This is a genomic window from Cryobacterium algoricola, from assembly GCF_004402485.1.
GTDB lineage: Bacteria > Actinomycetota > Actinomycetes > Actinomycetales > Microbacteriaceae > Cryobacterium > Cryobacterium algoricola.
The window spans coordinates 153,514-177,656 of sequence record NZ_SOFG01000004.1 but is presented as its reverse complement, the minus strand read 5'-3'; the positions used below and the strand labels follow the sequence as shown (position 1 = coordinate 177,656).

Below are 24,143 nucleotides of genomic sequence, written 5' to 3'. Positions count from 1 at the left end.
ATCGGGTCCTCAGCCATTGGGTTCTCGGTCATCGCATCCTCAGTCATCGGGTTTTCAGTCATACCGGGCCTCCGCGACCCAGCCGGCTGCCTCGAGGAGCAGCAACCACGCCGTTCCCGACGTGTCCACGAGCTGGAGGCGCTGCGAGTGGTACGCCCTGACGGGATCCCACCAGTGCTCGACGAGCGGCCACGGTCCGGCCCAGGCCGTGACGGCGCCGAGGTCCTCCTGCCGGAGGCCGGGCGAGAAGGACGCCGGGGCTCCGGAGAGGACGCCGCGGTCGTCGACCCCGACGGAGGTACCGTCCGGCGCGAGGAGCAGGACCGGGGGCGGGTCGGTGAAGACCGTCGCAGGGGAGAGCCCGGGAAGCCGGCCGGGCCAGGGTGCCGCGGCTGCGCGTTCGCGCGCGGCCGCGGGCTGCACCTGGGTGGCCGGGGGCGCGTCGCCCCAGGGGACGAGCACCCGGCGGTCCCTGAGCAGCCGTCCGCCGCCGGGGACCGCGGTGAGCACACCGTCGTGCCCGAGCAGGCCCTGCACGCGGGTGAGCGCGTGGTGGATCCTCTCGTCGGGCCCGGAGTCCCAGAGTCCCTGCTCGTGATCGGCGGTCGAGTCCACCCGCTCGGGGATGACCCGCACCCGGGTGATGGCGGCCTCGAGCTCGCTCGCGCCGGGGCCAGCGCCCTGCAACTGCCAGCGCACCCGGTCCGCGATGTCGGTGCCGGTGAACCAGCGCGGATGCCGCCACGACCGGGTCTGGACGGCTCCGGCTCCCGCTGCGGAGTCGGTGCAGACCTCGATAGTGACCTCCGTGCAGACGAGGCGCGAAGCGGCGAGGGACCTAACGAAGTCGTCGAGTCCCGCGCGGATGGCGAAGGTGACCTGGTCGACGCGGTCGAGCGGGGGTTCCCAGTCGAAGGCCACCTCCCGGTGCCGGGGCGGGACGCGGGGTACGACCCTGCTGTCATCGGTCGCCCCGGCGATCCGGTGGGCGCGTGCGGCTGCCGCCCCGAAGCGGTGCCGGACCCGGTCGGCGGGGAGCGCCGCGAAATCCCGCAGGGTGTGCACCCCGAGTCGACGGAGCAGGGTCGCGAGTTCTCCGTCGATGAGACCGGCGTCGACGAGCGTCGTCACCGGACGGACGGCGAGGAAGGCCGCGGAGCCGCCGGGCGGGACGACCCTCACCGGGGCGGTGCCCGCGTCCCTGGCGACCTGTTCCGCGGCGAAGGCGCCATCGGCGATGCCGGCCCTGGCGCCGGGAATCCCGAGTGCGGCGACGCAGGCGATCAGCGTCTCCGCGGCAGCCCGTTCGTTCCCGTAGAAGCGGGCCGGCCCGCGGGAGCGGACGGCGCACAGTCCTGGCCGGAGTAGCTGCACCCCGGGCGTCGTGTCCTCGAGGCGTTCGATGACCGGCTCGAACGCCCGATCGTCGAGCACGCGGTCGTAGCCGAGGGCGATGAGGTCAGGGCAGCGGAACTGGGCCTCACGGACGGTGAGTCCTCGCCGCACCCCGGCCCCGCGGGCGGCCGTCGAGCACGCGAACACGGTTCCCCTGTCGACGAGCGCGACCGGGGCATCCGCAGGGAGCCCTGCCCGCGCCCGGGCCGCCGTGACCGGCCAGTCCGGGCACCACAGCACGATGGTCCGATCGGGTCCGGACGTTCGCCCGACACCCGGGCCGTTGGCGGGGCCGGTGAGTGGGCCGGTGAGCGCGGTCATCGTCATACCGCCTCGCCGTACCGCAGTGCGGGGAGCTGGACGTCGAGTCGGGAGTCCTGGTCGGCCGGGGCCTCCGACGACAGGCCGGCCAGCGACATCCGTGCGGTGCGGGGGAAGCCCGAGCGCGCGGATGCGGCGACGAGGACCTCTCGTCCGGTCAGGTGGCCGTGGCCGAACCCGAGCCCGGACCAGGTGTTCGTGCGCAGGGAGAGCCGCGCCTCCGCCTGCGGCCACTCTCCGGCGACGAGAAGCGTGCACCCGCGCTGCCGGAGCCTGGCGCCGAGGCGGGAGGCCTCGGTCTCCGACACGCGCCGCGGCGGCCGGACCGCGACGACGGGAAGCACGTCGGCGAGGGCAGCCGTGACCGTGAGCCAGTGGTCGCCGGGTGCAGGCACCAGGACGAGACGCGCCAGGTCGATTCCCAGGCTCGTCGCCGCCTCGGGACCGAGATCGGGCAGGCCGATGATCCCGCACCACGACCCGGCGACGGACGGCCCGGCGAGCAGGGCGAGGAGGAGGGAGATGGAGCTGTCCACGGCGTAGACCGCGCCGGGCCTGAGCGCCCCTCCGGGCAGGAGGCCCTCGAATCCCGCAGCGGCCGGCCGGGTCTCGAGCCCGAGCCTCGTGGATTCCATCCCGCGGATGCGCGACTGGAGCCCGGCCGCGACCTCTCGCGAGCCGGCTCCGGTGCGGGGGACGGGAAGACGGGACACCTCACTATATTCGAACAGACTTTCGATTAAGTCAAGGGGGCCGGGTGCGGGCGCAGCACCTGGGGGAGCCCCGGGCGAGGGATGTCGGTGGGCCGCGCTAGCCTGAGGTCATGTGCGGTCGATTCATCATCACGGACACGGCGCCGGACCTCGCCGCGATGTTCGACGTCGAGCACGAGGGCGAGAACCTCCCGGAGCCGTCGTGGAACATCGCGCCGACCGAGCGGATTCCGATCGTGCTCGAGTCGGCGAAATCCGGCAGTGTCGTGCGCAGGCTCGAGTCTGCACGCTGGTCGCTCGTGCCCTCCTTCGCGACGGCGCTCGTGTCGAAGTTCCCGACCTTCAACGCCCGGTCGGAGACCGTGGGGGAGAAGGCCACGTTCCAGCCGTCGCTTGCGTCCAGGCGCGCCCTCGTTCCGGCCACCGGCTACTACGAATGGCGCACGGAGGGCACCGTCAAGACCCCGTATTTCGTGCATTCGGACGACGGGCTGCCCCTCGCCCTCGCCGGTCTCTATGCCTGGTGGCGCAACCCGGACCTCGCGGAAGACGACCCGGCGCGCTGGGTGCTGAGCGCGACGATCCTGACCCAGGAGGCGACCGGCCGCCTGAGGGGCCTTCACGAGCGGATGCCCGTCGTGCTCCCGGAGGAGACCTGGGACCAATGGCTCGACCCGCACACCGTCGGCGATCAGGAGTTCGTGGACGCTGCTGTCGGCGCCTCTGCGGAGTCGGTGGAGGGACTGCGGTTCCATGAGGTCGCACCGCTCACCGGCAACGGTCCGGAACTGATCGAACCAGTGGCCTGATCCGGCCGCCGACCATCCGGCCCTCCGGCCGGTGACGATCCGGCCCCCGCGCCCGTACCGTGACCGGTTACGCTCGTGGTGGCGCGGAACGGCCGGGCCGCTCTGGAAAGGACTCTTCCCATGAATGTTGTCGCCTTCATCTTCGCGATGGCCGTGTTCGTCTTCGGACTGTGGCTCTTCGGGTTCGCCTTCACCGTCACCGCCGGCCAGCTGCCGATCTTCTTCGGCGGGATCCTCTGCGTGGCCCTCGCCGTGGCGATTCCCGTCCAGATCCTGCGCGACTGAGCGCGATCCATGCAGGCCGAACAGCGTACCGATCCGCTCGCCTTCCACGGCGAGGGCCCCGTGTGGTGCCCCTCGTGGGGCGGCCTGCGCTGGCTCGACATGTTCGCGGGAGACATCCTCTCGCTCGACGGCGACACCGTGCACCGCAGGCACGTCGGCAGCATGGTCGTGACCGTGCGGCCGCGCCGGGCGGGCGGTGCCGTCCTGGCCCTGCAGCGCGGTTTCGCCCTCGAGAGCACCGACGGCACGATCACCGAGCTCGGGGAGCTCTGGAGCGACCAGCTCCTGCGGCTCAATGAAGGCGGATGCGATCCGGACGGCCGTTTTTACTGCGGATCCATGGCATTCGACCAGCACCCGGGCGCCGGTTCGCTCCGCCGCCTCGATCCGGACGGCTCCGTCGACGTCGTCCTGACGGGACTGACGATCTCCAACGGACTGGACTGGAGCCCCGACGGTTCCCTCGCCTACTACAACGACACCGCGACCGGCCGGATCGCCGTGTTCGACTACAGCGCCGAGACGGGCCTGACCGGCCTCCGCAGCTTCGTCGAGATCCCCGCGGAAACGGGCTTTCCGGACGGCCTTACGGTGGACAGCCAGGGCGGGGTCTGGGTGGCCCTCTACGGCGGGAGTGCCGTGCACCGCTATACGCCGGATGGCAGGCTCGACGCTGTCGTCGAGGTCGCCGCGAGCCGCGTCACCGCATGCACCTTCGGCGGACCGAACCTCGACGAGCTCTTCATCACAACCTCCCGGGAAGGCCTCGACGAGGGAGAAGAGGCCCTCGCCGGATCGCTGTTCCGGGTGGATGCCGGGGTCCCCGGTCTGCCCGTGCGGGAGTTCGCCGGCTGAACGGCCAGGTCCCCGCTCAGTGCAGCAGCCCGGCGACGAGATTGATCATCGTCGCGAGGATGACGGATCCGAAGAGGTAGGACAGCAGTCCGTGGCGGAGCGCCGTCATCCGGATGGCGTGCGTCTGCAGGTTGGTGTCCGACACCTGGAAGGTCATCCCCAGGGTGAATGCGAGATAGGCGAAGTCCCCGTAGCTCGGCGGTTCGTTCTGGTTGAACTCGATCCCGCCATCCGCTCCCTCGTAGTAGAGCCGGGCATAGCGCAGGGTGAACAAGGTGTGCAGCAGCGTCCAGGACAGGACGACGCTCAGCACGGACACCAGGGCGAGCACGACCTGCGCTGCCCCCGTCGTGGAATGCGTCTCGATGAGGAGGAGGCCGAGGGCGCCGAGGCTTGCGAGGCTGATCAGGAGCACGAGCAGGTCCGATACGCCGCGGGACGGGTCCTCGCGCGTCGCGTGGCTCGCGGTCGTCGCGGCGTCCATCGGCGCGATCACGAGCCAGACCCAGCCGATGAAGGTGACGCACGCGGCCGCCCAGCCCACGATCGGGGTGAGCACCCAGTCGCCCCAGATCGACGTGACGAGTGCCGCGGTTATGCCGATCACGGCCATCACGATCAGGCGGGTGCTCGAGCGACGCACCCGCAGGGTTTCCCAGGTCTTCATGGCCCGATCGTCCCACAGATCCTCTCGGAGTCCGTGAGCGGCACGGGTGGGGCGAGATGCCAGAATCGCTCGATAGGGTGAAGAGAACGTCAGACACAGGTCTGACCGGGTCGGACCTGTGTCTGACCAAGTACAGACCCAGGACTACTGCGTCGTACCGCACCCGATCGAACGAAAGAGACCGCGAGGATGTCAGAGAGCCCGGCCGCGGCATCGCCATACGAGGTGCTGGGCGTGAGCCCGGAGGCGACCAGCGAGGAATTGCGGCGCGCCTATCGCAAACGACTGCGTCTCACGCACCCGGATGTCGGGGGTCACGCTGCCGACTTCCAGGCCGTCCAGGTGGCGTGGGAACGGATCGGCAACCCCGAGAGCCGGGCGGACTACGACCGGCGCCGGTACCCGGACAACGATCCCGCGACCGCGCACGCCGGTTCCGCCTCATCCTCCGGGTCGCCCCGTGCGTCGTCCGCGGCGACGGGCCCCCGTGCGCGGATGTACGGACACCCGGGCGGGCACGCCAGGCAGCGGTACCTCGAGCTCCTGCGCGAGTGGGTCGGCCGCGGCACCGTCATCGAGGACCCATACGCTCCCCAGCTCGTCCGTTCTGCACCCCGGGAGATCCGGCACTGCCTGGCCCGCGCCCTTGCCCAGGAATCGACGGCCCACCTCGTCTCCCTGCTCGGCATCGGCTACACGGCGTGGCACGACGTGCTCGCGGGTTCGCACCCTGACCCGATCGACCACGTCGTCCTCGGCCCGGCCGGCCTGTTCGCGATCCTCTCCGAGGACTGGGGCGCCCCCGTCGAACTCCGCCGCGGCGAGCTCATCGCGGAGACCCTGCGGCCGGAGGACCGTCCCGTGCACGAATTCGAGGACGCCGCGCGGGCGCTCTCCCGTTCCCTCGGCGTGCGCTTCACCGCCCTCGTCGTCGTGCTGCCCGACGACGCCCTGGTCGAGCCCCTTGCGGTGCCCGGCCGTGGCCGGCGTCCGACGGTCGTCGTGATTCCGCGGTCGCGGCTCGTCGGGCTGCTCCGCGAGGGGTTGCCGGGGATGGATCGCGGCAGCTTCGAGAAGGTGTTCGACCTGCGCAGCCGCCTTCAGGACGGCATCCGCTTCGTCACGGACTAGTCGTTCGGCCTAGCGGAGGCCGAGCTTGGTGACCCAGTAGGCCAGGAACGCCGCACCGGCGGCGTCGTGGATCAGGTCACCCTCGGTGATCACGGGGTACGGCCGGTCGAGGACCCCGTCGGACGGGCGCACGTCCACGTGGGCGACCTCGTACCCTGCTGTGTGCAGGTGGTCCGCCATCAGGTAGTCACTGCGGGAGTCGCCGACGGAGCGCCAGACCCGGGGGAGCGGCCCGGACTCGGCGAAGAAGGCGAGGGCCCGTTCGGCGCCGTGGTCCTTGTCGAGCGTGACGGACTCGATGTCCGTCGAGATGATCGTCGGATCGATCCGGAACGGCACGGCGCCGGACGTATCCGGTGCGACCCGGTCGCCGAAGCGGACCCCGAGCCCGAGGCCCGTGAGGATCGTGAAGGATGCCTCGTTGAAGTCGGCCGCGGCCGCTGCGTAGTCCGCGTCGGCGGCATCCGTGCGCTGTTCGACGGACACCATGGCCTCCTTGGTCTCGTCGAAGAACATCGTGTCGGCGAAACGGTCGTGCACGAGCGAACGGATCGCGTCGACGGCGGCCGCCGGCAGTGCGACACTCGGGTCGACGACCACCGGGCCCATGCCCGCTGCGGTGATCGGGAACCACACGGCGCCCTTCTCGCAGACACCGTACATGCGCATGGTCTCCGGCAGGCCGGCGGCGAGGAGGGGGGTGATGACCTGCTCGCGGATGAAGAGCGCCGACCGACCTGTGATGAAGGCGATCGGTACATTCGCGGCGGCGAGCGTGATCAGGTCGGCGATGATGCTGTCCCGCCGGATGGTTCGGGTGACCGGACTGGCGATCGGCCCGTCGACGTCGAGGAGGAGGCCGAGGGGAGGGAGGCTGTCTGGCATGGGTCCATTGTTCCATGGCCCGCTCCCGGTGCCGGCTGCCGCTGCCGCTGCCGCAGCCGGGTCAGCCGGTCGTGACCGTCACGTCTCCGTTGGTGGTCTGGGCGATGACGGTGCGGCGCGCGGAGGGATCGCTCGGGACGGAGCCGGTGTCGACGTTCCCGTTCGTCGTCCGCGCGTCGACGAGGTAGGCGAGTCCGGCTGCCGGCATGCGGACCGTGACCGAACCGTTGGTGCTGCGCGCCTCGACGGCCTCAGGGGCATCCCGGAAGTCGACCTCGACGGCTCCGTTCGTGGTCGTGGCCACCACTCGGCGGGAACCGGCATCGCGCACCCTGACCGCGCCGTTGGTGGTGTGGACCTCGACTCGGCCCAGGGACCCCGTCGTCTCGATGGCTCCGTTCGTGGTCGTCAGCCTGAGCGCGCCGGTGAGCCCGGACACTTCGATCTGCCCGTTCACCCCGTCCGCCGTGAGGGAGAGTCCCGCGGGCAGGGACACCGTCATGTTCAGGGAGCACAGGCCGAACCACTGGCTCGGGCAGCCCCCGGTCACCTCGGTCACGCCGTTCGCCGTGCCGATCTCCAGCGTCGGGGTGGCGCCGAGCGAACTGCCGTCTGCCCGAACGTGCACCTGGGAATCGGGGCTGGGCTCGAAGCGGAGGGCGGCGTTCGGGACCCGGACGTCCACGCTCGACCCGGCTTCGGCATCCGCTGCGAGATGGACGGGTGCGCCGAGCGAGCCGCCGGTGAACAGGGCGATGAGCAGTCCCGCCCCGGTCAGGATGACGAGGCCGAGCACGACGACGGCGACGATGAGGCCCGCGCGGCCCCGGCGGCGCGGGGCCGGCTGCTGCGATGCGGTGGGCGGGGTTGGTCCTGCGGGCTGGGGCGGTACTGGTGGTCGTGCCGGCGGTGTCGCACTCGCGCTCATGGAGCCGACACTAGCCGGGTCCCGCTCTCCCGGCATAGCACCCGCGCCAGTCAGGTCAGCTGACGTGCACCGCCGGCCGGCGCTTGACGTCGCGCTCGGCGACACGGAGCACCTCGCGGGTCACCGGTGCGACCTCGCCGTTTCCGAAGAACAGGAACCTGGCCATGTTGGAAATCGGGCTGCCCTCCGTCCACTCGAAGTAGATCGTGGGGACGACGCCGGTCACGTCGCGGATCTCGAGGAGCACGGAGGCCAGGGTGTTGGGGATGTTCCCGCTGTAGACCTCGAGGACGCGGTAGCCGTGCTTGACCACTCCGCGCACGAGGAGGTCTTCCTCGAATTCGGAGGAGTCTGTGCCGTGCACCTCGAGGAAGATCGTCTGCGAGTCGCGGGGAATGTGCGAGTACCGGCGTTCGTCGAGGTCCTTGTGCCGGTATTCGTGTTCGCTGCCGTCGTCCGGTTCGTTGGCGATGACCCGGACGGCGCCGTCCGCTGCATCCGCCTTGACGAACGCGAGGGCCGTCTCGTCAAGCGCAACGGATGTCGCCCGCAGCTGGAAGGAACGGCGCACCCGGGAGATCAGCGAGATCAGCAGGATCCCGGCGATGAACAGCCCGGCGATGCGCAGGCCGTCCGGGCGTTCGATGACGTTGAGCACGGTCGTGTACGCGAAGACGAGGGCGATGATTCCGAAGCCGATCGTGCGCTTGCGCTGGCCCTGTCGGCGGGCCGACAGGGTCACCGCGGCGGACGCCGAGGTGATCAGCACGAGAACGCCCGTTGCGTATGCGCCGCCCTGGGCGTCGACGCTGGCCTGGAAGACGACCGTGATGATGAACGCGATCGCGGTGAAGACGAGCACGAGCGGCCGCACGGCGCGGGCCCACTGCGGGGCCATACCGTATCGCGGCAGGTACCGGGGCACGAGGTTGAGCAGGCCGGCCATGGCGGATGCCCCGGCGAACCAGAGGATGCAGATCGTGCTGATGTCGTACACGGTTCCGAACACCGGGCCGAGGAACTCGTGCGCGAGGTATGCAAGCGCGCGTCCGTTCGCCTGGCCGCCGGGCTGGAATTCGGCCTGGGGGATCAGGAACGTCGTCATGAAGCTCGTCAGGATCAGGAAACCGCTCATGATCACGGCGGCCGTGGTCAGCAGGCGGCCGGCCCCTCTGATCCGCCCGGCGGGGCGCTCGGGGGTGTCGGTCGGGTCCCCGGTGATCTGCGGCATCACGGCGACGCCGGTCTCGAAGCCCGAGAGGCCGAGCGCGAGCTTCGGGAAGACGATCAGGGCGATCCCGACCATGATCAGCGGATCACCGTGCTGGGCGTTGAGTGCGCTCCACCAGTCGGTGATCATCACCGGCTGGCTCGCGATCTGAGCCAGGGAGACGAACACCACCACGAGGTTGAGCGCGAGGTAGACGCCGACGAGCACGACGGCGATGCCGATCGCCTCCTTGAAGCCCTTGAGGAAGACGATTGCGAGGAGTGAGATCAGGGCGAGGGTGATGCCGATCTCATTGCCGTGGAACCACTCGGGGGCGAACGGATTCTCGATGGCGTGTGCCGTGGCATCCGCAGCGGAGAGGGTGATCGTGATCATGAAGTCGGTCGCCGCGAAGCCGAGCAGGGCGAGGACGAAGAGCTTGCCTGCCCACCAGGGCAGGAGGTGTTCGAGCATGTGGATGGACCCGGAACCGTTGAAGCTCTCGCGGGCGACCCTTCGGTAGACCGGGAGCGCGCCGAGCAGGGTCAGCAGGACGAGGACGATCGTCGCGAACGGGGACAGCAGGCCCGCCGCGAGTGCGGCGATGGCGGGCTGGTAGCCGAGCGTGGAGAAGTAGTCGACGCCGGTGAGGCACATGACGCGCCACCAGCTGTGCGTCTTCTCCGCGGTGCGGGCGTGCGGACCCTGGTGCGGACGCTCGCTGTCCTGCAGGAGCCAGTGCGACAGGCGGTCCCGCCGGGTGGGAACGGGTCGGGGAGCAGCGGTGGAGCCGGCCTCCGTCGAGGAGTGAGGCATACGAGGGGCCCTTACTGGTCTGGAAGTCGCGCAGTGCAGGCATTAGCATACGCGCACGAGAGGCCCGGCGGCGATTATCCTTGAACACGATGATTACGAGAAGAATGGCCGCACTGCGTCTGGATATTCCGCTCGAGATGGCGCAACGACACGACCTCCCCGCGCGCCTGACCGAGGCCGAACTGGCCGCGATCGAAAGCAACCCGCCGGACTGGCTGGTGCAGTCTCGGGCCAACCGCACGGGCAAGAAGCCGGTCTGGGTCGAACTCCGTTGCGACGTCTGCGGCTTCTCGGAGGCGGCCCGCCCGAAGAAATGGTGGCCGGCCTTCACCTACCTGACCTGCGATGACCATGGCGCGGACGAACTTCCGGACCCCGCTGCCGGTCTCAGCCGCACAGAGGTCGACGGCATCGGTACCCGCTTCATCGGAATCGTCGACGAAACTCCCTGACCTGTCCCCGCCTCACCCGGCGGTGCGCCGGGGCATCGAGACCGCGGCGACCACGGTCAGGGCGGCTGTGATGGCGACCGCGACGAAGACGGCAGCGGATGCCGCCTGCACGCTCGCGGCATCCCGCACGCCCGAAGCCGACGCACCGATGATGGCGTTCGCAACGGCCCCGAAGATCGCCACGCCGACGGCGCTGCCGATGGACCGGGAGAACAGGTTCGCGCCGGTCACGACCCCGCGCTCGTCCCATTCGACGCTCGACTGCGCGGCGATCAGGGTCGGAGTCGCGACGAGGCCGAGACCCAGGCCCACCACGAAACAACTGAGCGCCGTCACGCCGAGAAGCGGCGTACCGGCCGTGCCCGCGAGGATCAGCGCGCCGATCAGCACGATCGTGACGCCGATCAGCGCCGTGTTCCGGAATCCGATCCTGAGGTAGAACCGGCCGGACAGTGCCGCGGAGATTGGCCAGCCGACCGTGAGCGCGGCGAGTGCTAGCCCGGCGACGAGGGGCGGAGTGCCGAGCACACCTTCGAGGTAGGTCGGCACGAACGAGGTCAGCCCGATCAGGATGGCTCCGACGCCGACCGAGATGAGCGCGGTGCTGAGCAGCAGGCGTCGGCTGAACGCCCAGAGCGGCAGTACGGGTTCTGCGGCTCGACGCTCCGCGAACCCGAACAGCACGAGGAGCACGGCCCCGGTCGAGAAGGCCGCGATGCTCGGTACGGAGTCCCAGGCCCATGCCTGCCCTCCCTCGAGGACCGCGAGGATGAGCAGCGTGAGCGCGGACGTCAGGAGGATCGCGCCGAGGTAGTCGACCCGGTGGCGGCGGACCGTGACCGTCTCGTGGAAGGTGCGCTGCAGCATCCACGCCGCGATGAGGCACAGCGGGATGTTCACGAAGAAGATCCACCGCCAGGACAGGAACTGCGAGAAAATCCCGCCGAGGCTCGGGCCCACCACGGAGGAGATCGCCCAGACGCTCGCGAGGTAGCCCTGCACCTTCGCCCGCTCGACGACGGTGTAGATGTCGCCCGCGATCGTGATCGCCATCGGCTGAACGGCTCCGGCTCCGAGGCCCTGGATCGCCCGGAAAGCGATCAGGGCCGGCATGCTCCACGCCAGGCCGCAGAGCACGGAACCGAGCAGGAACAGGCCGATGCCGATCATCACGATCGGTTTCCGGCCGAGCGTGTCCGAGAGCTTCGCGTACACGGGCACGGAGACGGCCTGGGCGAGCAGGTAGATCGAGAACAGCCAGGGGAACTGGGCGAAGCCGCCGAGGTCGCCGACGATCGTCGGCACGGCTGTCGCGAGGATCGTCGCGTCGATCGCCACGAGCCCCGTCGTCAGCATCAGGGCGATCAGGATCGGGCCGCGTGCGGACCGGAAACCCACTTCAGTCGTGCTCATTCGGCCTCCGTCGTCGATTCGCTACGAGGGATGTAATCGGCGGCGGCAGTCCGGCATTCCCATTCCGGCAGAGGAATTCCGGAATGAGAGAAGGCCCCCGGACGAATCCGGGGGCCGTCCTGCACTGTCTCAACCAGTGCTCGTCCGGTCGCTTTGGCTATCTGCGAACGGAAGTCTGAGCCGAGTCTAGCCGACGCCAGGCAGAAGGCAGGTGAAACGGATGCGCGGGCTCACGCCCTCCGCAATGCCTCCCCGTCGAGGCGGTAGGTCGTCCACCCATCGAGGGGCCGCGCCCCGAGGGCCTCATAGAAGCCGATGGCGGGCGCGTTCCAGTCGAGGACGTCCCATTCCAGACGCGCGTATCCGCGCTCGACGCAGAGCGCCGCGAGGCTGGTCAAGAGTGCCGTGCCGTACCCGCCCCCGCGATAGGCCGGGCGCACGTACAGGTCCTCGAGATGGATACCGTGCACGCCCTCCCAGGTCGAGAAGGTGAGGAACCACACGGCCATCCCGGCCAGGGTCCCGGCCTCCTCGCCGTCGACGACGAGCGCATGGACCGCGGGGTCGGAGCCGAAGAGCGAGGCGAGGAATCCGTCCTCCGTCGCCACGACCGCGTCGGGTTCGCGTTCGTACTCGGCGAGCTCGACGACGAGCCGGAGAATCTCGGGGACATCGGCGGGCACGGCGGGACGGATCGGCTGCATCCGAACAGCGTACGGGACCGTCTCAGGTGACAGGGCCCGTCACTTCCAGGTCCAGCTCTTCGCGAGTTCCTGGATGATCGCGTCGCCGTTGTCCTGGGGGATGACGAAGGAGATGGAGAACACCTGAACGTCGCCCGTCGACGTCGAGTACGGGCTCGCGGCCTGGGTGACGAGGAGCGCCTTCGTCTTCGTGAGCGCCTTCGTGCTCTGCACGCGGGTGAGGTTGGCCGGGGTGCCGTCGAGGGTGACAGGTTCCTTCAGGCTGATGACGGTGCCGAGTTGGGGAATATAGCTCTGGTTCAGATAGTCGACGATCCCGTCGACCGAGCCATCGGTGCCCCACCCGGTCGATGTACTGGTGTGGATCGGTTCGATGGTGACGGTGCCGAGGATCTCGCCGACCCCGGTCACCGTCACGGTGCCGTCGGCGTTGTCATCACCCCAGAGCTCGAGCTCGGTGGAGCAGTCGGCGATGGCGGCCGTGCCGATGTCGTTGATATAGGCGCCCGGGCCGGTGAACGAGTAGCAGGGCGTGTCGATCGCCTGGGTGGCGGTACTCGCAGCCCCGGGCGTCGACTGCGCCTGCTGGGCCTCCAGATTCCGGGCCGCGGATTCGGCCGCACGGGTGACCGCCGGTCCGAGGACGACGAGGAGCACAATCACAACGATGTTGGTGAGGGTCGCGAGGGCAGAGAGGATGAGCCCGGTCAGGCTGAATCCCCGGCTCGTGCCCTGGCGGAGTGCGAAGATCGCCAGGCCCAGTCCCGCGAGTCCGAGCACCAGACCGACTCCGACCACGAGTCCGGTGAGGAAGGCGGCGATGCCGACGATGAACGCGGCGATCGCGAGGCCGCTCGCCGAGCGGCGTGGAGGGAGCAGGGGTGGCTGCTGCGGCAGGGGACTCGGGTAGGGCTGGCCGTTCTGGCCGTTCTGGCCGTTCTGGCCGGCGGGCGGGGAGACGAAGGTCATGGTTGGTCCTCTCAGAGAGCTGTGCCAACCCCCGGAACACAATGTACATGTCCAACGACTGCCGTGGGGGCCGGAAAGCGCATGTTGCGAAACTCTTTGCTGACCGGGGTTATTCGTCTGATGGTCGCTGGCGCTGCCGTTTCGTCGCGGCCCGCTGTTCCTTGGCTGCGAGACGGCGTCGGTTCGAGCCTCTCGTGGGTCGGGTGGCGCGGCGGCGGGCCGCATCGGGAGCGAGCGCGGCCGACACGAGGTCGGCGAGCTTGGCCAGGGCGATCTCCCGGTTCCGGAGCTGGGAGCGTTGCTCCGACGCGGCGACGGTGACCACCCCGCCGACGAGTCGGCGGTCGAGTCGCGCGAGGAGCCGGGCCCGCTGGTCGTCGGACAGGGACGGGGACGTCGCGACGTTCCAGGAGAGTTCCACACGACTGTCCGAGGTGTTCACGTGCTGGCCGCCCGGTCCCGGTGACCGCGAGAACCGCCAGCCCAGTTCCGATGCGGGAAGCGTGAGCGCGGGCGACACCTCCAGATCCATGGTCCCAGCGTGTCACAGTGCGGCGGGGAACATACGGTGTGGCACCCCGGGGTCTTCCTTTGCTAGAGTAGCCGCGGGCGTCAATGAGAGCGCTCTCACAAAGTTTGGGTCTGGTTCGTCGATGGCTTCCGATAATTTCGGAGCCCGTCGCCATCCGGTCCTCCGCATATCGCAAAGGTGCACACATGAGGTTCGGTCATTTCGACGACGAGGCCAGGGAATACGTGATCGAGACCCCGCTCACGCCATACCCGTGGATCAACTACCTGGGCAGCGAAGATTTCTTTTCCCTGATATCTCACACGGCCGGCGGGTACACGTTCTATAAGGACGCGAAGATGCGTCGCCTGACGCGGTATCGCTACAACGACATTCCCACCGACTCCGGCGGACGCTATTTCTTCATCAACGACGGCGGCGACGTCTGGACGCCGAGCTGGCTGCCGATGAAGAAGGACCTCGACTTCTTCGAGACCCGCCACGGCATGGGGTACACCCGGATCACCGGTGAGCGCGGCGGACTGCGCGTCTCCACGCTGTACTTCGTTCCGCTCGGCGAGACGGCGGAGGTGCAGAAGGTGACGATTACCAACGCCTCGGACCAGGTCAAGACTTTCTCCCTCTTCTCCTACCTCGAGTTCTGCCTCTGGAACGCCCAGGACGACCAGACCAACTACCAGCGCAACCTCTCCCTCGCCGAGGTCGAGGTCGAGGGCAGCACGATCTACCACAAGACCGAATACCGGGAACGGCGTGACCACTACGCCGTGTACTCGGTGAACGCCGAGATCGCCGGTTTCGACACCGACAGGGAGACCTTCGTCGGCCTCTACGAGACGCTCGCGGAGGCCAAGGTTCCGAACGCCGGGAAGGCGCAGAACTCAATGGCGTCCGGCTGGTACCCGATCGGTTCGCACCAGGTCGACTCGACTCTCCAGCCCGGCGAAACCCGCGAGCTCGTCTTCGTGGTCGGCTACGTCGAGAACACCGTCGAGAACGGCCAGGACAAGTGGGCCGACGACGCGAAGCAGATCATCAACAAGACGCGTGCGCACGAACTGCTGGCGCGCCTCTCCACGACAGAGGCAGCGGATGCCGCGTTCGCGGCCCTGGGGGAGTACTGGACCACCCTGCTCTCCGCGTACACCGTGACCTCTCCCGACGACAAGCTCAACCGGATGGTGAACATCTGGAACCAGTACCAGTGCATGGTCACCTTCAACATGTCCCGCTCGGCGTCGTACTTCGAAACCGGAATCGGGCGCGGGATGGGCTTCCGCGACTCGACCCAGGACCTGCTCGGCTTCGTGCATCTGATCCCCGACCGCGCGCGCGAACGCATCCTCGACATCGCCGCCACCCAGCTTCCCGACGGATCGGCGTACCACCAGTACCAGCCGCTCACCAAGCGTGGCAACAACGAGCTCGGGAGCGGCTTCAATGACGACCCGGCCTGGCTGATCATCGGGGTGGACGCCTACCTCAAGGAGACCGGGGACTTCAGCATCCTCGACGAGGTCGTCCCGTTCGACAACAACGACGCGCTCGCGCAGACGCTCTACACCCACCTCACCCGCTCCTTCGAGTTCACCCTCAACAACCTCGGCCCGCACGGCCTGCCCCTGATCGGGCGCGCCGACTGGAACGACTGCCTGAACCTGAACTGCTTCTCGACGACACCGGGCGAATCCTTCCAGACCACGGAGAACCAGGCGGGCGTCGTCGCGGAGTCGACCTTCATCGCGGCGCAGTTCGTGCTCGCGGCGGGACAGTACGCGACCATCGCCGAACGTGGCGGCGACACCCAGCAGGCCGACCGCGCCCGCAAGGCCGCCGCGACCATGAGTCAGGTGCTGCTCACCGACGGCTGGGACGGCGAGTGGTTCCTGCGTGCCTACGACGCCTACGGCAACAAAGTCGGCACCCACGAAGACACCGAGGGCAGGATCTGGATCGAGCCCCAGGGCTTCGCCGTCCTCGCCGGCGTCGGCGTCGAGCACAACGCCGACGGAACCCCGTCCGCCACGAGCCCCGCATTCCGCGCCCTCGACTCCGTGGACCGCCTGCTCGGCTCCGAACACGGGCTCGTGCTGCAGTACCCGGCGTACAAGAGCTACCGGATCGAACTCGGCGAGGTCTCGACGTACCCGCCGGGCTACAAGGAGAACGGCGGAATCTTCTGCCACAACAACCCGTGGGTCATCATCGGCGAGACGGTCCTCGGCCGCGGCGCCAAGGCGTTCGACCACTACCGCAAGATCACGCCCGCCTACCGTGAGGACATCTCCGAGGTGCACCGCCTCGAGCCGTACGTGTACGCGCAGATGATCGCGGGCAAGGAGGCCTCCCGGCACGGTGAGGCCAAGAACTCCTGGCTCACCGGAACCGCGGCGTGGAACTTCGTGACGGTGTCCCAGTACCTCCTGGGCGTGCGCACCGACTACGACGGCCTGGTCGTCGACCCGCAGATCGGGCCGGACGTCGCGGAATTCACCGTGACCCGGCAGGCCCGCGGTGCGACATACGTCATCACGGTGGCCAACTCGGGCCGTGAGGGTTCGCGCGCGAGCCTTGAGGTCGACGGAGTGGCCATCGACGGCCGCACTGTTCCGTACGCCCCGGCCGGCAGCGTCGTGCAGGTGCGCGCCACCCTGTAGCGGCAGCACCCTTCCCGACAATCCGTCGCCGGGCCCGCGCGGGCCCGGCGACGGAGGACTAGCTTGGCGGCGTGACCACTCCTGCGACCGACGCACGCACCGCTCACGCCGCCGGCGTCGAACGGCTCCTCGCGAGTTATCGGGCGGTCCCGCCGACGGCATCCGTACGGCTCGCCAAGACCACCTCGAACCTGTTCCGGTCCCGCGCGAAGCCGGACGCCCCGGGCCTCGACACGTCGGGATTGGCCGGCGTGATCGCGGTCGACCCGGATGCGCGCACGGTCGATGTGGCCGGCATGTGCACCTACGACGATCTCGTCGCCGCGACCCTGCCGCACGGGTTGGCGCCCCTCGTCGTGCCGCAACTGAAGACGATCACCCTCGGCGGCGCGGTCACCGGCCTCGGCATCGAATCCACGTCCTTCCGCAACGGCCTCCCACACGAGTCGGTACTGGAGCTGGACATCCTGACGGGAACGGGCGAGGTCATCACCGCGTCGCCGACGGAGCACGAGGACCTCTACCGTTCCTTCCCCAACTCCTACGGCACCCTCGGGTATGCGGTGCGGCTGCGCATCGAGCTGGAGCCCGTGGAACCCTTCGTCGAGCTCCGGCATCTGCGGTTCCACTCGCTCCCCGACCTCGTCGCGGCGATGGGACGCATCGTCGCGACGGGGAGCCTGGACGGCGCCCGTGTCGACTACCTCGACGGCGTCGTGTTCAGCGCCACCGAGAGCTACCTCTGCCTGGGCACGCGGACCGCGGCATCCGGCCCCGTGAGCGACTACACCGGCCAGAAGATCTACTACCGCTCCATCCAGCACGATGAGGGCACCACGGTCGACCGGCTCACGATCCACGACTACCTGTGGCGATGGGACACGGACTGGTTCTGGTGCTCGGAGGCATTCGGTGCACAGCGTCCGCTCGTTCGTCGGCTCTGGCCCAGAGCGCTCCGGCGCAGCAGCTTCTACGGAAAGCTGATGCGTTACGAGCAGCGATTCCACATCGGCGATCTCATCGAGCGACTCCGGAATCGACCTCCTCGGGAACGGGTCGTGCAGGACGTCGAAATACCGATATCGCGATGTGCGGAGTTCCTGGACTGGTTCCTGGCCACCATTCCGATCGAACCGATCTGGCTCTGTCCGCTGCGGGTGCGGGACGCTGAGGGCTGGCCCCTTTACCCGCTCCGGCCGCTCGAGACGTATGTCAACGTCGGGTTCTGGTCGACGGTGCCGGTGGGGTCCAGCGAAGGGGCGACGAACCGTCTGATCGAGGATGCGATCAGCGAGTTCGACGGGCACAAGTCGCTTTACTCCGACTCGTACTACTCTCCGGAGAAGTTCGACGAACTCTACGGCGGAGACGCCTATCGGAGCGTCAAGAAGCGCTACGACCCCGAGTCACGTCTCCTCGATCTCTACGCAAAGGCGGTGCAACGACGATGACCACGTTCCAGCAGCGATCCTCGGAAGACACGCACAACAGGGAAGGGGCTCGCAGCGCAGAGCCGCAGGGGAAACTCACCCTCGCCGAGATCCTCGAGATCCTGGCCGGTGGGCGGCTCCCGCTGCGCTTCACCGCCTACGACGGCAGTGCGACCGGCCCGGTGGATGCGCAGCTCGGACTGCACCTGAAGACACCGCGAGGCACCACTTACCTGGCCACGGGACGCGGCGACCTGGGCCTGGCCCGGGCCTACATCGCCGGTGACCTCGAGATTCACGGGGTTCACCCCGGCGACCCGTACGACCTCCTGAAGGCGCTCACCGGCGACCTCGTCTTCACGCTGCCGTCACCCCGGGTGCTGGCCACCATCATCCGCTCCATCGGGATCGGGAACCTGCGCCCAATCAAGCCTCCTGCGCAGGAGGCGCCGCCGCGCTGGCGGCGCATCGCCGGGGCACTCCGGCACAGCAAGAGCCGGGACGCCGAGGCGATCCACCACCACTACGACGTCTCGAACACCTTCTACGAGTGGGTGCTCGGGCCGTCGATGACCTACACCTGCGCGTGTTACCCGCGCCAGGACGCCTCCCTCGACGAGGCGCAGGAGAACAAGTACCGGCTGGTGTTCGAGAAGCTGCGACTGAAGCCCGGCGACCGGTTGCTCGATGTCGGCTGCGGCTGGGGCGGCATGGTGCGCTACGCCGCCCGCCGCGGTGTCCGGGCGACCGGCGTGACGCTGTCGGAACAGCAGGCCGCCTGGGCGCAGCGCGCGATTGCCGACGAGGGGCTGGCCGGACTGGCCGAGGTGCGTTTCGGCGACTACCGCGACATCGCCGAGACCGGTTTCGATGCGGTGTCCTCGATCGGGCTGCTCGAGCACATCGGCGTGCGCAACTATCCCGCCTACTTCGTGTTCCTGCAGTCCCGGCTGCGCCAGGGTGGGCTGCTGCTCAACCACTGCATCACCCGTCCGGACAACCACTCCGAGGCGTCCACCCGAGGGTTCATCGACCGGTATGTCTTCCCCGACGGCGAGTTGACCGGCTCCGGCCGCATCATCAGCGCCGCCCAGGACACCGGCCTCGAGGTCCTCCACGAGGAGAACCTGCGCCAGCACTACGCCCTGACCCTGCGCGACTGGTGCGCCAACCTCGTCGAGCATTGGGATGACGCGGTCGCCGAGGTCGGGCTGGAGACCGCGAAGGTGTGGGGCCTCTACATGGCCGGCTCACGGCTCGCCTTCGAGACCGGGGGTATCCAACTGCACCAGGTCCTCGCGGTGAAACCAGCGGACGGTGACGGCCCCGCAGACCTGCCCCTGCGGCCGTGGTGGACGCCCTGAACGCCTGAAGCGGGTCCGGTCCCCGAACTGGGGCGCGGAGAATTCTGGCGAGGAACCGTCGGCTCGGGAAGAGTGATGTCATGACGCTCGTACAGGAGCTGCGCCGCACATAGTCGGACTTGGAGCGGGGGAGTGCTACCCGTTCAACCCCTCGTATACGTCGCGCCGGTGAGCGACCCGAACCACCAGGATGACGATCTCGTCATCGTTGATATGGGCCAGAATCCGGTAGTCGCCGACGCGGTAGCGCCAGAAGTCTTCATTGACCAGTCGTTTGCCGAGAGCGCGTGGATTGTCCAACTGGGCCAGTCGGTCTTCCAGGAACGATCGAATGCGCCGTGCAGAGGTCGTGTCGAGTTTCCGTACTTCCTTGGCCGCCTGTGGTGTCAGCCGGATGAGATAGCTCAATCCGGCCAATCGATGTCGGCAAGGTCTATCGCGTTGTCGTCGGACTGGCGGAACTCAGCGAGGGCATCCTTCGCGAGGAAGTAGTCTTCGTACTCCTCGATGTGTTCCTCAAGCGCCTCGACGGCGTAGAAGGTTTTCGAACGACCCGTCCTGGCGGCGAGCGCGTCCAACCGGGCGGACAGGGCATCCGGGACTCGAACGTTGATCTGCTTCATGGCGATCCCCTTTGGACTTTACAAGTATAGAAGTCGGGATGGTCGACTCTCAAGGCCAGCCGCGGCATCCGTGCAGATACGGATACAGGCACAGATGCTGCCGGGGCAGCCGCAGCCGCGGGATGAGGCCACGACTCCTGCGTCGGATGTCCCCAATTTTCGACAAAAAAATAGGCCGGACATCCGGTGGATGTCTCGACCTATTTCATTTCACAGCGAAGAACCTGAACTACCGGTTCTTCATTCTGTGCCCGAGGGGGGACTTGAACCCCCACGCCCATAAGGGCACTAGCACCTCAAGCTAGCGCGTCTGCCATTCCGCCACCCGGGCTGGTGCTGGCCAGCCGGTGACCGGCTGACGAGTCAATAATCTAGCACGGATTTCGAGGCCCTCCAGCACACCCCGGCCACGCGCCCGACACATGACGGTCATTGACTGCCCACGACCCCCCTCGACGACGACTACCGATAGCGTGAAGTCATGGCTTCCTGGGCAGACGACACCGATCCGGCAACACCCCTCGATCTGACCGCGGAACTCGCCCGCGACCTCATCCGATTCGACACCACGAACTACGGCGAGGGCCGATCCAACGGCGAAACGGATGCCGCGGAGTACGTCGCCGAGCACCTCCGGGGCCTCGGGCTCGCCCCCGAACTCTTCGACTCCGAGCCGGGCCGCACGAGCGTCGTCGTGCGCGTCCCGGGCCGCAATCGCGAGAGCGGCGCCCTCGTCGTCCACGGCCACCTCGACGTCGTCCCCGCCGATCCGGAGACCTGGTCGGTCGACCCCTTCGCCGGCGTCATCAAGGAAGGCCTGCTCTGGGGCCGAGGCGCCGTCGACATGAAGAACATGGATGCGATGATCCTCGCGGCCCTGGGCGACATCCTCGGTGCGGGAGAGGCGCCGGCCCGTGACCTCGTCGTGGCGTTCTTCGCCGACGAGGAAGCCGGGGGAGTCCTCGGCTCGCACTACCTCGTCGACACCCGCCCCGAACTCTTCGAGGGTGCCACCGAGGCGATCAGCGAGGTCGGCGGATACTCGATCACCCTCGGCGGCCAGCGCGCCTACCTGCTGCAGACCGGGGAGAAGGCCCTGATCTGGATCAAGCTCGTCGCCCGCGGAGACGCCGCCCACGGATCCCGGCTGATCAGGAACAACGCCGTCACGAAACTCGCTACCGCTGTCGCGGCGGTCGGAAGCCAGGACTGGCCGATCCGGCTGACCGACACGACGACCCAGTTGCTCGCCGAAATCGCCCGGATCCTCGACGTCGATCCGCAGCGCGTCGGCCCGGACGAACTCGCCCTCGCGACGGGGACCGCGTCCGGCTTCATCCAGGCGAGCCTGCGCACGACGACCAACCCGACACTCCTCAAGGCCGGGTACAAGCACAACGTGATCCCCGACCGTGCAGAGGCGCTCATCGACATCCGCACCCTGCCCGGCGAGGAGGACGCGGTGCTCGCCGAAGTGGCGAGCCTGGTCGGCCCGGACATCGAGATCATCGTGATGCACAGGGACATCGGCCTCGAGACCGATTTCGGCGGCCCGCTCGTCGACGCCGTCGTCGGCAGCCTGCACCGGCACGACCCGGGCGCCCCCGTGCTCCCGTACCTCCTCTCCGCGGGAACCGACAATAAAGCCCTGTCCAAGCTCGGAATCCGCGGGTACGGATTCGCCCCGCTCCGGCTCCCCGCCGAGCTGGATTTCCCGGGCATGTTCCACGGGGTCGATGAGCGGGTTCCGCTCGACGCGCTAGTCTTTGGCAGGCGGGTCCTTACCGACCTGTTGTCGACCTACTAGCAAAGCGAGCCACCGGTGAACTTCCTCAACGCCATCATCCTGGGACTCGTGCAGGGTCTCACCGAGTTCCTCCCGGTGTCGTCCAGCGCCCACATCCGCATCGTCGGCGAACTGCTCGGCATGGGCGGGGACCCGGGCGCCCGGTTTACCGCGATCATCCAGATCGGCACAGAGGCGGCCGTCGTGCTGTTCTTCTGGCGGGACATCTCGCGCATCGTGACGCACTGGGTCAAGGCCCTGTTCGGCAAGATTCCGCGCAGCGATCCCGACGCGCGCATGGGCTGGCTCATCATCTTCGGATCGCTCCCGATCATCGTGCTCGGCCTGCTCTTCCAGAACCAGATCGAGTCCACCCTCCGCAACCTGTGGATCACGGCGACGGTGCTCATCGTCTTCGGCGTGCTGCTCGGCGTCGCCGATGCGGTCGGGGCCCACCGGCGCCGCCTGAAAGACATGACGGTCCCGCACGGCGTCATCTACGGCTTCGCCCAGGCACTCGCGCTGATTCCCGGCGTCTCCCGCTCCGGTGGAACGATCACGGCCGGCCTGTTCATGGGCTACGAGCGCCGCGCCGCCGCCCGCTACGCGTTCCTGCTCGCCATCCCTGCTGTGCTCGGCAGCGGCTTCTACGAGATGTACAAGGCCATCGCGCACCCGTGCCTCGAAGGTGCCACCAACTGCACCCCGGAGATCTTCGGTCCGGCCGAGACCGTGGTCGCGACCGTCGTCGCCTTCATCGTCGCCCTGTTCGTGATCGGATTCTTCATGAACTACATCTCCAAGCGCAGCTTCCTGCCCTTCGTGATCTACCGGATCGTGCTCGGCTTCGCGCTGATGGCCTTGCTCGCGACCAACACGATCGCGGCATAGGGGCCCCGGAATGCGCGCCTGGCGACACCCTGACATCCCCGTCCTCCCGGGAAGCTCCGAAGCTCCGCGCCTGTACGACACGGCGACGGAAGCACTCGTGCTCGCGGAACCGGTCGACGTCGCCCGGCTCTACGTCTGCGGCATCACGCCGTACGACGCGACGCACATCGGCCACGCGAACACCTACCTCGCCTTCGACACCCTGCAGCGGGTCTGGCTCGATGCCGGCTACCGCGTGCACTACGCCCAGAACGTGACGGATGTCGACGACCCGCTCCTGGAGCGGGCGACGGCCACGGGCGTCGACTGGCGCGACCTCGCAGCATCCCAGGTCGACCTGTTCCGCGCCGACATGGAAGCGCTCGGCATCCTTCCCCCTGACAATTACGTCGCCGTGACCGAGGTCATCGAGGAGGTCGCCGACGCGGTCGCCCAGCTCTGGGATGACGGCCTCGCCTACGCCGTCGCCGTCGACGCCGCCGAGCTCTCCGACACCGCCGGCCCGGCCGAGTCGGCCGGCTCCGACATCTACTTCGACATCGCTGCCGCTGAACGCGTCGCGCCCTGGCGTCTCGGCGACGAGAGCAACCTCGACCGCGCCCAGATGCTGGCTCTCTTCGCCGAGCGCGGTGGCGACCCCGACCGCGCGGGAAAGCGCGACGCCCTCGACCCGCTGCTCTGGCGTGCCGCCCGGGTGGGGGAACCGGCCTGGGACTCCCGTGTCGGCGCCGGCCGCCCCGGCTGGCACATCGAATGTTCCGTGATCGCGCTCAAGGAACTGGGCACGGACTTCACCGTCCAAGGCGGCGGCTCCGACCTGATCTTCCCGCACCACGACATGAGCGGTGGCCATGCGGCCGCCCTCTCGGGGCATCCGCTCGCCGGCGTGTACAGCCACACGGGCATGGTCGCCTACCAGGGCGAGAAGATGAGCAAGTCGCTCGGCAACCTCGTGCTCGTGTCGGCCCTGCGCGCCGGGGGCACCGACCCTCGGGCCATCCGCCTGGCCCTGCTCGCGCAGCACTATCGCAGCGACTGGGAGTGGACCGCCGCCGCGCTCTCCGCCGCCGAGGCGCGCCTCGAAGCCTGGACGCGTGCGTTCGGCCGCGCAACCGACGATTCGAACGGTGAACCGGATGCCGCCGCCAAGGCGGACGAGGTCGTCGCCGCGCTGCGTGCGGCCCTCGTCAACGACCTCGACACTCCGGCCGTTCTGCGGATTCTCGACGCTGCCGCCGAGGCCGGCTCGGCTGAGCCCGAGCTCGTGGCCCTCGCGATCGACGCTCTGCTGGGTATCACGCTCTAGC

At 68.6% G+C, this 24,143-nt stretch carries 23 protein-coding genes and 1 tRNA gene; 11 read left to right on the top strand and 13 right to left on the bottom strand.

All coding sequences use genetic code 11. The annotated features are described in order from the left end of the window. Positions 1 to 54 precede the first annotated feature (54 nt). Both E3O44_RS01275 and E3O44_RS01270 read right to left on the bottom strand, forming a co-directional pair. Entirely contained in the window at positions 55 to 1,716 is a 1,662-nt protein-coding gene (locus E3O44_RS01275; RefSeq protein ID WP_134531866.1) for a DNA polymerase Y family protein, read from the bottom strand. A gap of 2 nt (positions 1,717 to 1,718) precedes the next feature. Then, complete coding sequence (locus E3O44_RS01270; protein WP_134531865.1) at positions 1,719 to 2,429, bottom strand: hypothetical protein; 711 nt, start codon at positions 2,427 to 2,429, stop codon at positions 1,719 to 1,721. A 110-nt stretch (positions 2,430 to 2,539) separates the two neighbouring features. Between E3O44_RS01270 and E3O44_RS01265 the strand changes: the two genes are divergently transcribed. The 3 genes from E3O44_RS01265 to E3O44_RS01260 all read left to right on the top strand — a co-directional run bounded on the left by E3O44_RS01265 (position 2,540) and on the right by E3O44_RS01260 (position 4,378). Then, complete coding sequence (locus E3O44_RS01265; RefSeq protein WP_134531864.1) at positions 2,540 to 3,238, top strand: SOS response-associated peptidase; 699 nt, start codon at positions 2,540 to 2,542, stop codon at positions 3,236 to 3,238. Between the two features lie 120 nt (positions 3,239 to 3,358). Continuing rightward, positions 3,359 to 3,523, top strand: a complete 165-nt coding sequence (locus E3O44_RS19105) for a hypothetical protein (RefSeq protein WP_166792511.1) — start codon at positions 3,359 to 3,361, stop codon at positions 3,521 to 3,523. A 9-nt stretch (positions 3,524 to 3,532) separates the two neighbouring features. Beyond that, the gene (locus tag E3O44_RS01260; protein ID WP_134531863.1) at positions 3,533 to 4,378 is read left to right on the top strand and encodes an SMP-30/gluconolactonase/LRE family protein; all 846 of its coding nucleotides are present in this window, start codon (positions 3,533 to 3,535) and stop codon (positions 4,376 to 4,378) included. 16 nt (positions 4,379 to 4,394) lie between these two features. Here E3O44_RS01260 and E3O44_RS01255 read toward each other — a convergent pair whose 3' ends face one another. After that, positions 4,395 to 5,045 (bottom strand): DUF1345 domain-containing protein, encoded by a 651-nt coding sequence (locus E3O44_RS01255; RefSeq protein ID WP_134531862.1) that lies wholly within the window; start codon positions 5,043 to 5,045, stop codon positions 4,395 to 4,397. 189 nt (positions 5,046 to 5,234) lie between these two features. Between E3O44_RS01255 and E3O44_RS01250 the strand changes: the two genes are divergently transcribed. Beyond that, a complete protein-coding gene (locus tag E3O44_RS01250) occupies positions 5,235 to 6,176 on the top strand; it encodes a J domain-containing protein (RefSeq protein ID WP_134531861.1) in 942 nt (313 codons plus the stop codon). Between the two features lie 9 nt (positions 6,177 to 6,185). Here the strand turns inward: E3O44_RS01250 and E3O44_RS01245 are convergent, their stop codons facing one another. The 3 genes from E3O44_RS01245 to E3O44_RS01235 all read right to left on the bottom strand — a co-directional run bounded on the left by E3O44_RS01245 (position 6,186) and on the right by E3O44_RS01235 (position 10,015). Beyond that, the gene (locus tag E3O44_RS01245; protein WP_134531860.1) at positions 6,186 to 7,061 is read right to left on the bottom strand and encodes a hypothetical protein; all 876 of its coding nucleotides are present in this window, start codon (positions 7,059 to 7,061) and stop codon (positions 6,186 to 6,188) included. A 61-nt stretch (positions 7,062 to 7,122) separates the two neighbouring features. Then, positions 7,123 to 7,989, bottom strand: coding sequence for a DUF4097 family beta strand repeat-containing protein (locus E3O44_RS01240; RefSeq protein ID WP_134531859.1), 867 nt, complete (start codon positions 7,987 to 7,989; stop codon positions 7,123 to 7,125). A gap of 55 nt (positions 7,990 to 8,044) precedes the next feature. Next, the gene (locus E3O44_RS01235) at positions 8,045 to 10,015 is read right to left on the bottom strand and encodes an APC family permease (protein ID WP_166792510.1); all 1,971 of its coding nucleotides are present in this window, start codon (positions 10,013 to 10,015) and stop codon (positions 8,045 to 8,047) included. A gap of 89 nt (positions 10,016 to 10,104) precedes the next feature. Here E3O44_RS01235 and E3O44_RS01230 point away from each other — a divergent pair, with 89 nt between their 5' ends. Next, the gene (locus tag E3O44_RS01230) at positions 10,105 to 10,467 is read left to right on the top strand and encodes a hypothetical protein (protein WP_134531858.1); all 363 of its coding nucleotides are present in this window, start codon (positions 10,105 to 10,107) and stop codon (positions 10,465 to 10,467) included. A gap of 12 nt (positions 10,468 to 10,479) precedes the next feature. Here E3O44_RS01230 and E3O44_RS01225 read toward each other — a convergent pair whose 3' ends face one another. From E3O44_RS01225 to arfB, 4 genes are all read right to left on the bottom strand, one after another. After that, positions 10,480 to 11,880: an MFS transporter gene (locus E3O44_RS01225; RefSeq protein ID WP_134531857.1), complete on the bottom strand. Its 1,401-nt coding sequence runs from the start codon at positions 11,878 to 11,880 to the stop codon at positions 10,480 to 10,482. A 230-nt stretch (positions 11,881 to 12,110) separates the two neighbouring features. After that, complete coding sequence (locus E3O44_RS01220) at positions 12,111 to 12,584, bottom strand: GNAT family N-acetyltransferase (RefSeq protein ID WP_134531856.1); 474 nt, start codon at positions 12,582 to 12,584, stop codon at positions 12,111 to 12,113. 39 nt (positions 12,585 to 12,623) lie between these two features. Further along, positions 12,624 to 13,553, bottom strand: coding sequence for a hypothetical protein (locus E3O44_RS01215; protein WP_134531855.1), 930 nt, complete (start codon positions 13,551 to 13,553; stop codon positions 12,624 to 12,626). A gap of 109 nt (positions 13,554 to 13,662) precedes the next feature. Then, entirely contained in the window at positions 13,663 to 14,085 is a 423-nt protein-coding gene (arfB, locus tag E3O44_RS01210; RefSeq protein WP_134531854.1) for an alternative ribosome rescue aminoacyl-tRNA hydrolase ArfB, read from the bottom strand. A gap of 185 nt (positions 14,086 to 14,270) precedes the next feature. Here arfB and E3O44_RS01205 point away from each other — a divergent pair, with 185 nt between their 5' ends. From E3O44_RS01205 to E3O44_RS01195, 3 genes are all read left to right on the top strand, one after another. Further along, positions 14,271 to 16,742, top strand: a complete 2,472-nt coding sequence (locus E3O44_RS01205) for a glycoside hydrolase family 94 protein (protein ID WP_134531853.1) — start codon at positions 14,271 to 14,273, stop codon at positions 16,740 to 16,742. Positions 16,743 to 16,813: 71 nt separating this feature from the next. Continuing rightward, on the top strand, positions 16,814 to 18,193 hold the full coding sequence (locus tag E3O44_RS01200; RefSeq protein ID WP_134531852.1) for an FAD-binding oxidoreductase: 1,380 nt from the start codon (positions 16,814 to 16,816) through the stop codon (positions 18,191 to 18,193). After that, positions 18,190 to 19,536, top strand: a complete 1,347-nt coding sequence (locus E3O44_RS01195; protein WP_134531851.1) for a class I SAM-dependent methyltransferase — start codon at positions 18,190 to 18,192, stop codon at positions 19,534 to 19,536. Before E3O44_RS01200 ends, E3O44_RS01195 begins: the two co-directional genes overlap by 4 nt. A gap of 135 nt (positions 19,537 to 19,671) precedes the next feature. On the opposite strand, the gene E3O44_RS01190 is transcribed toward E3O44_RS01195, so the two are convergent. From E3O44_RS01190 to E3O44_RS01180, 3 genes are all read right to left on the bottom strand, one after another. Beyond that, on the bottom strand, positions 19,672 to 19,944 hold the full coding sequence (locus E3O44_RS01190) for a type II toxin-antitoxin system RelE family toxin (protein ID WP_134531850.1): 273 nt from the start codon (positions 19,942 to 19,944) through the stop codon (positions 19,672 to 19,674). Then, positions 19,941 to 20,159, bottom strand: a complete 219-nt coding sequence (relB, locus tag E3O44_RS01185) for a type II toxin-antitoxin system RelB family antitoxin (RefSeq protein ID WP_134531849.1) — start codon at positions 20,157 to 20,159, stop codon at positions 19,941 to 19,943. The genes E3O44_RS01190 and relB overlap by 4 nt, the downstream gene beginning before the upstream one ends. A gap of 248 nt (positions 20,160 to 20,407) precedes the next feature. Continuing rightward, positions 20,408 to 20,490: transfer RNA gene (locus E3O44_RS01180), tRNA-Leu, on the bottom strand. A 150-nt stretch (positions 20,491 to 20,640) separates the two neighbouring features. Here E3O44_RS01180 and E3O44_RS01175 point away from each other — a divergent pair. Genes E3O44_RS01175 through mshC form a run of 3 tightly spaced genes read left to right on the top strand, consistent with a single transcriptional unit; the run spans position 20,641 to position 24,142 of the window. Then, positions 20,641 to 21,966, top strand: coding sequence for a M20/M25/M40 family metallo-hydrolase (locus E3O44_RS01175; RefSeq protein WP_134531848.1), 1,326 nt, complete (start codon positions 20,641 to 20,643; stop codon positions 21,964 to 21,966). A gap of 15 nt (positions 21,967 to 21,981) precedes the next feature. Further along, positions 21,982 to 22,836 carry an undecaprenyl-diphosphate phosphatase gene (locus E3O44_RS01170; protein ID WP_134531847.1) on the top strand — a complete coding sequence of 285 codons (855 nt, stop codon included), beginning with the start codon at positions 21,982 to 21,984 and terminating at the stop codon, positions 22,834 to 22,836. A gap of 10 nt (positions 22,837 to 22,846) precedes the next feature. Further along, complete coding sequence (gene mshC / locus E3O44_RS01165) at positions 22,847 to 24,142, top strand: cysteine--1-D-myo-inosityl 2-amino-2-deoxy-alpha-D-glucopyranoside ligase (RefSeq protein WP_134531846.1); 1,296 nt, start codon at positions 22,847 to 22,849, stop codon at positions 24,140 to 24,142. Position 24,143: the final 1 nt, after the last annotated feature.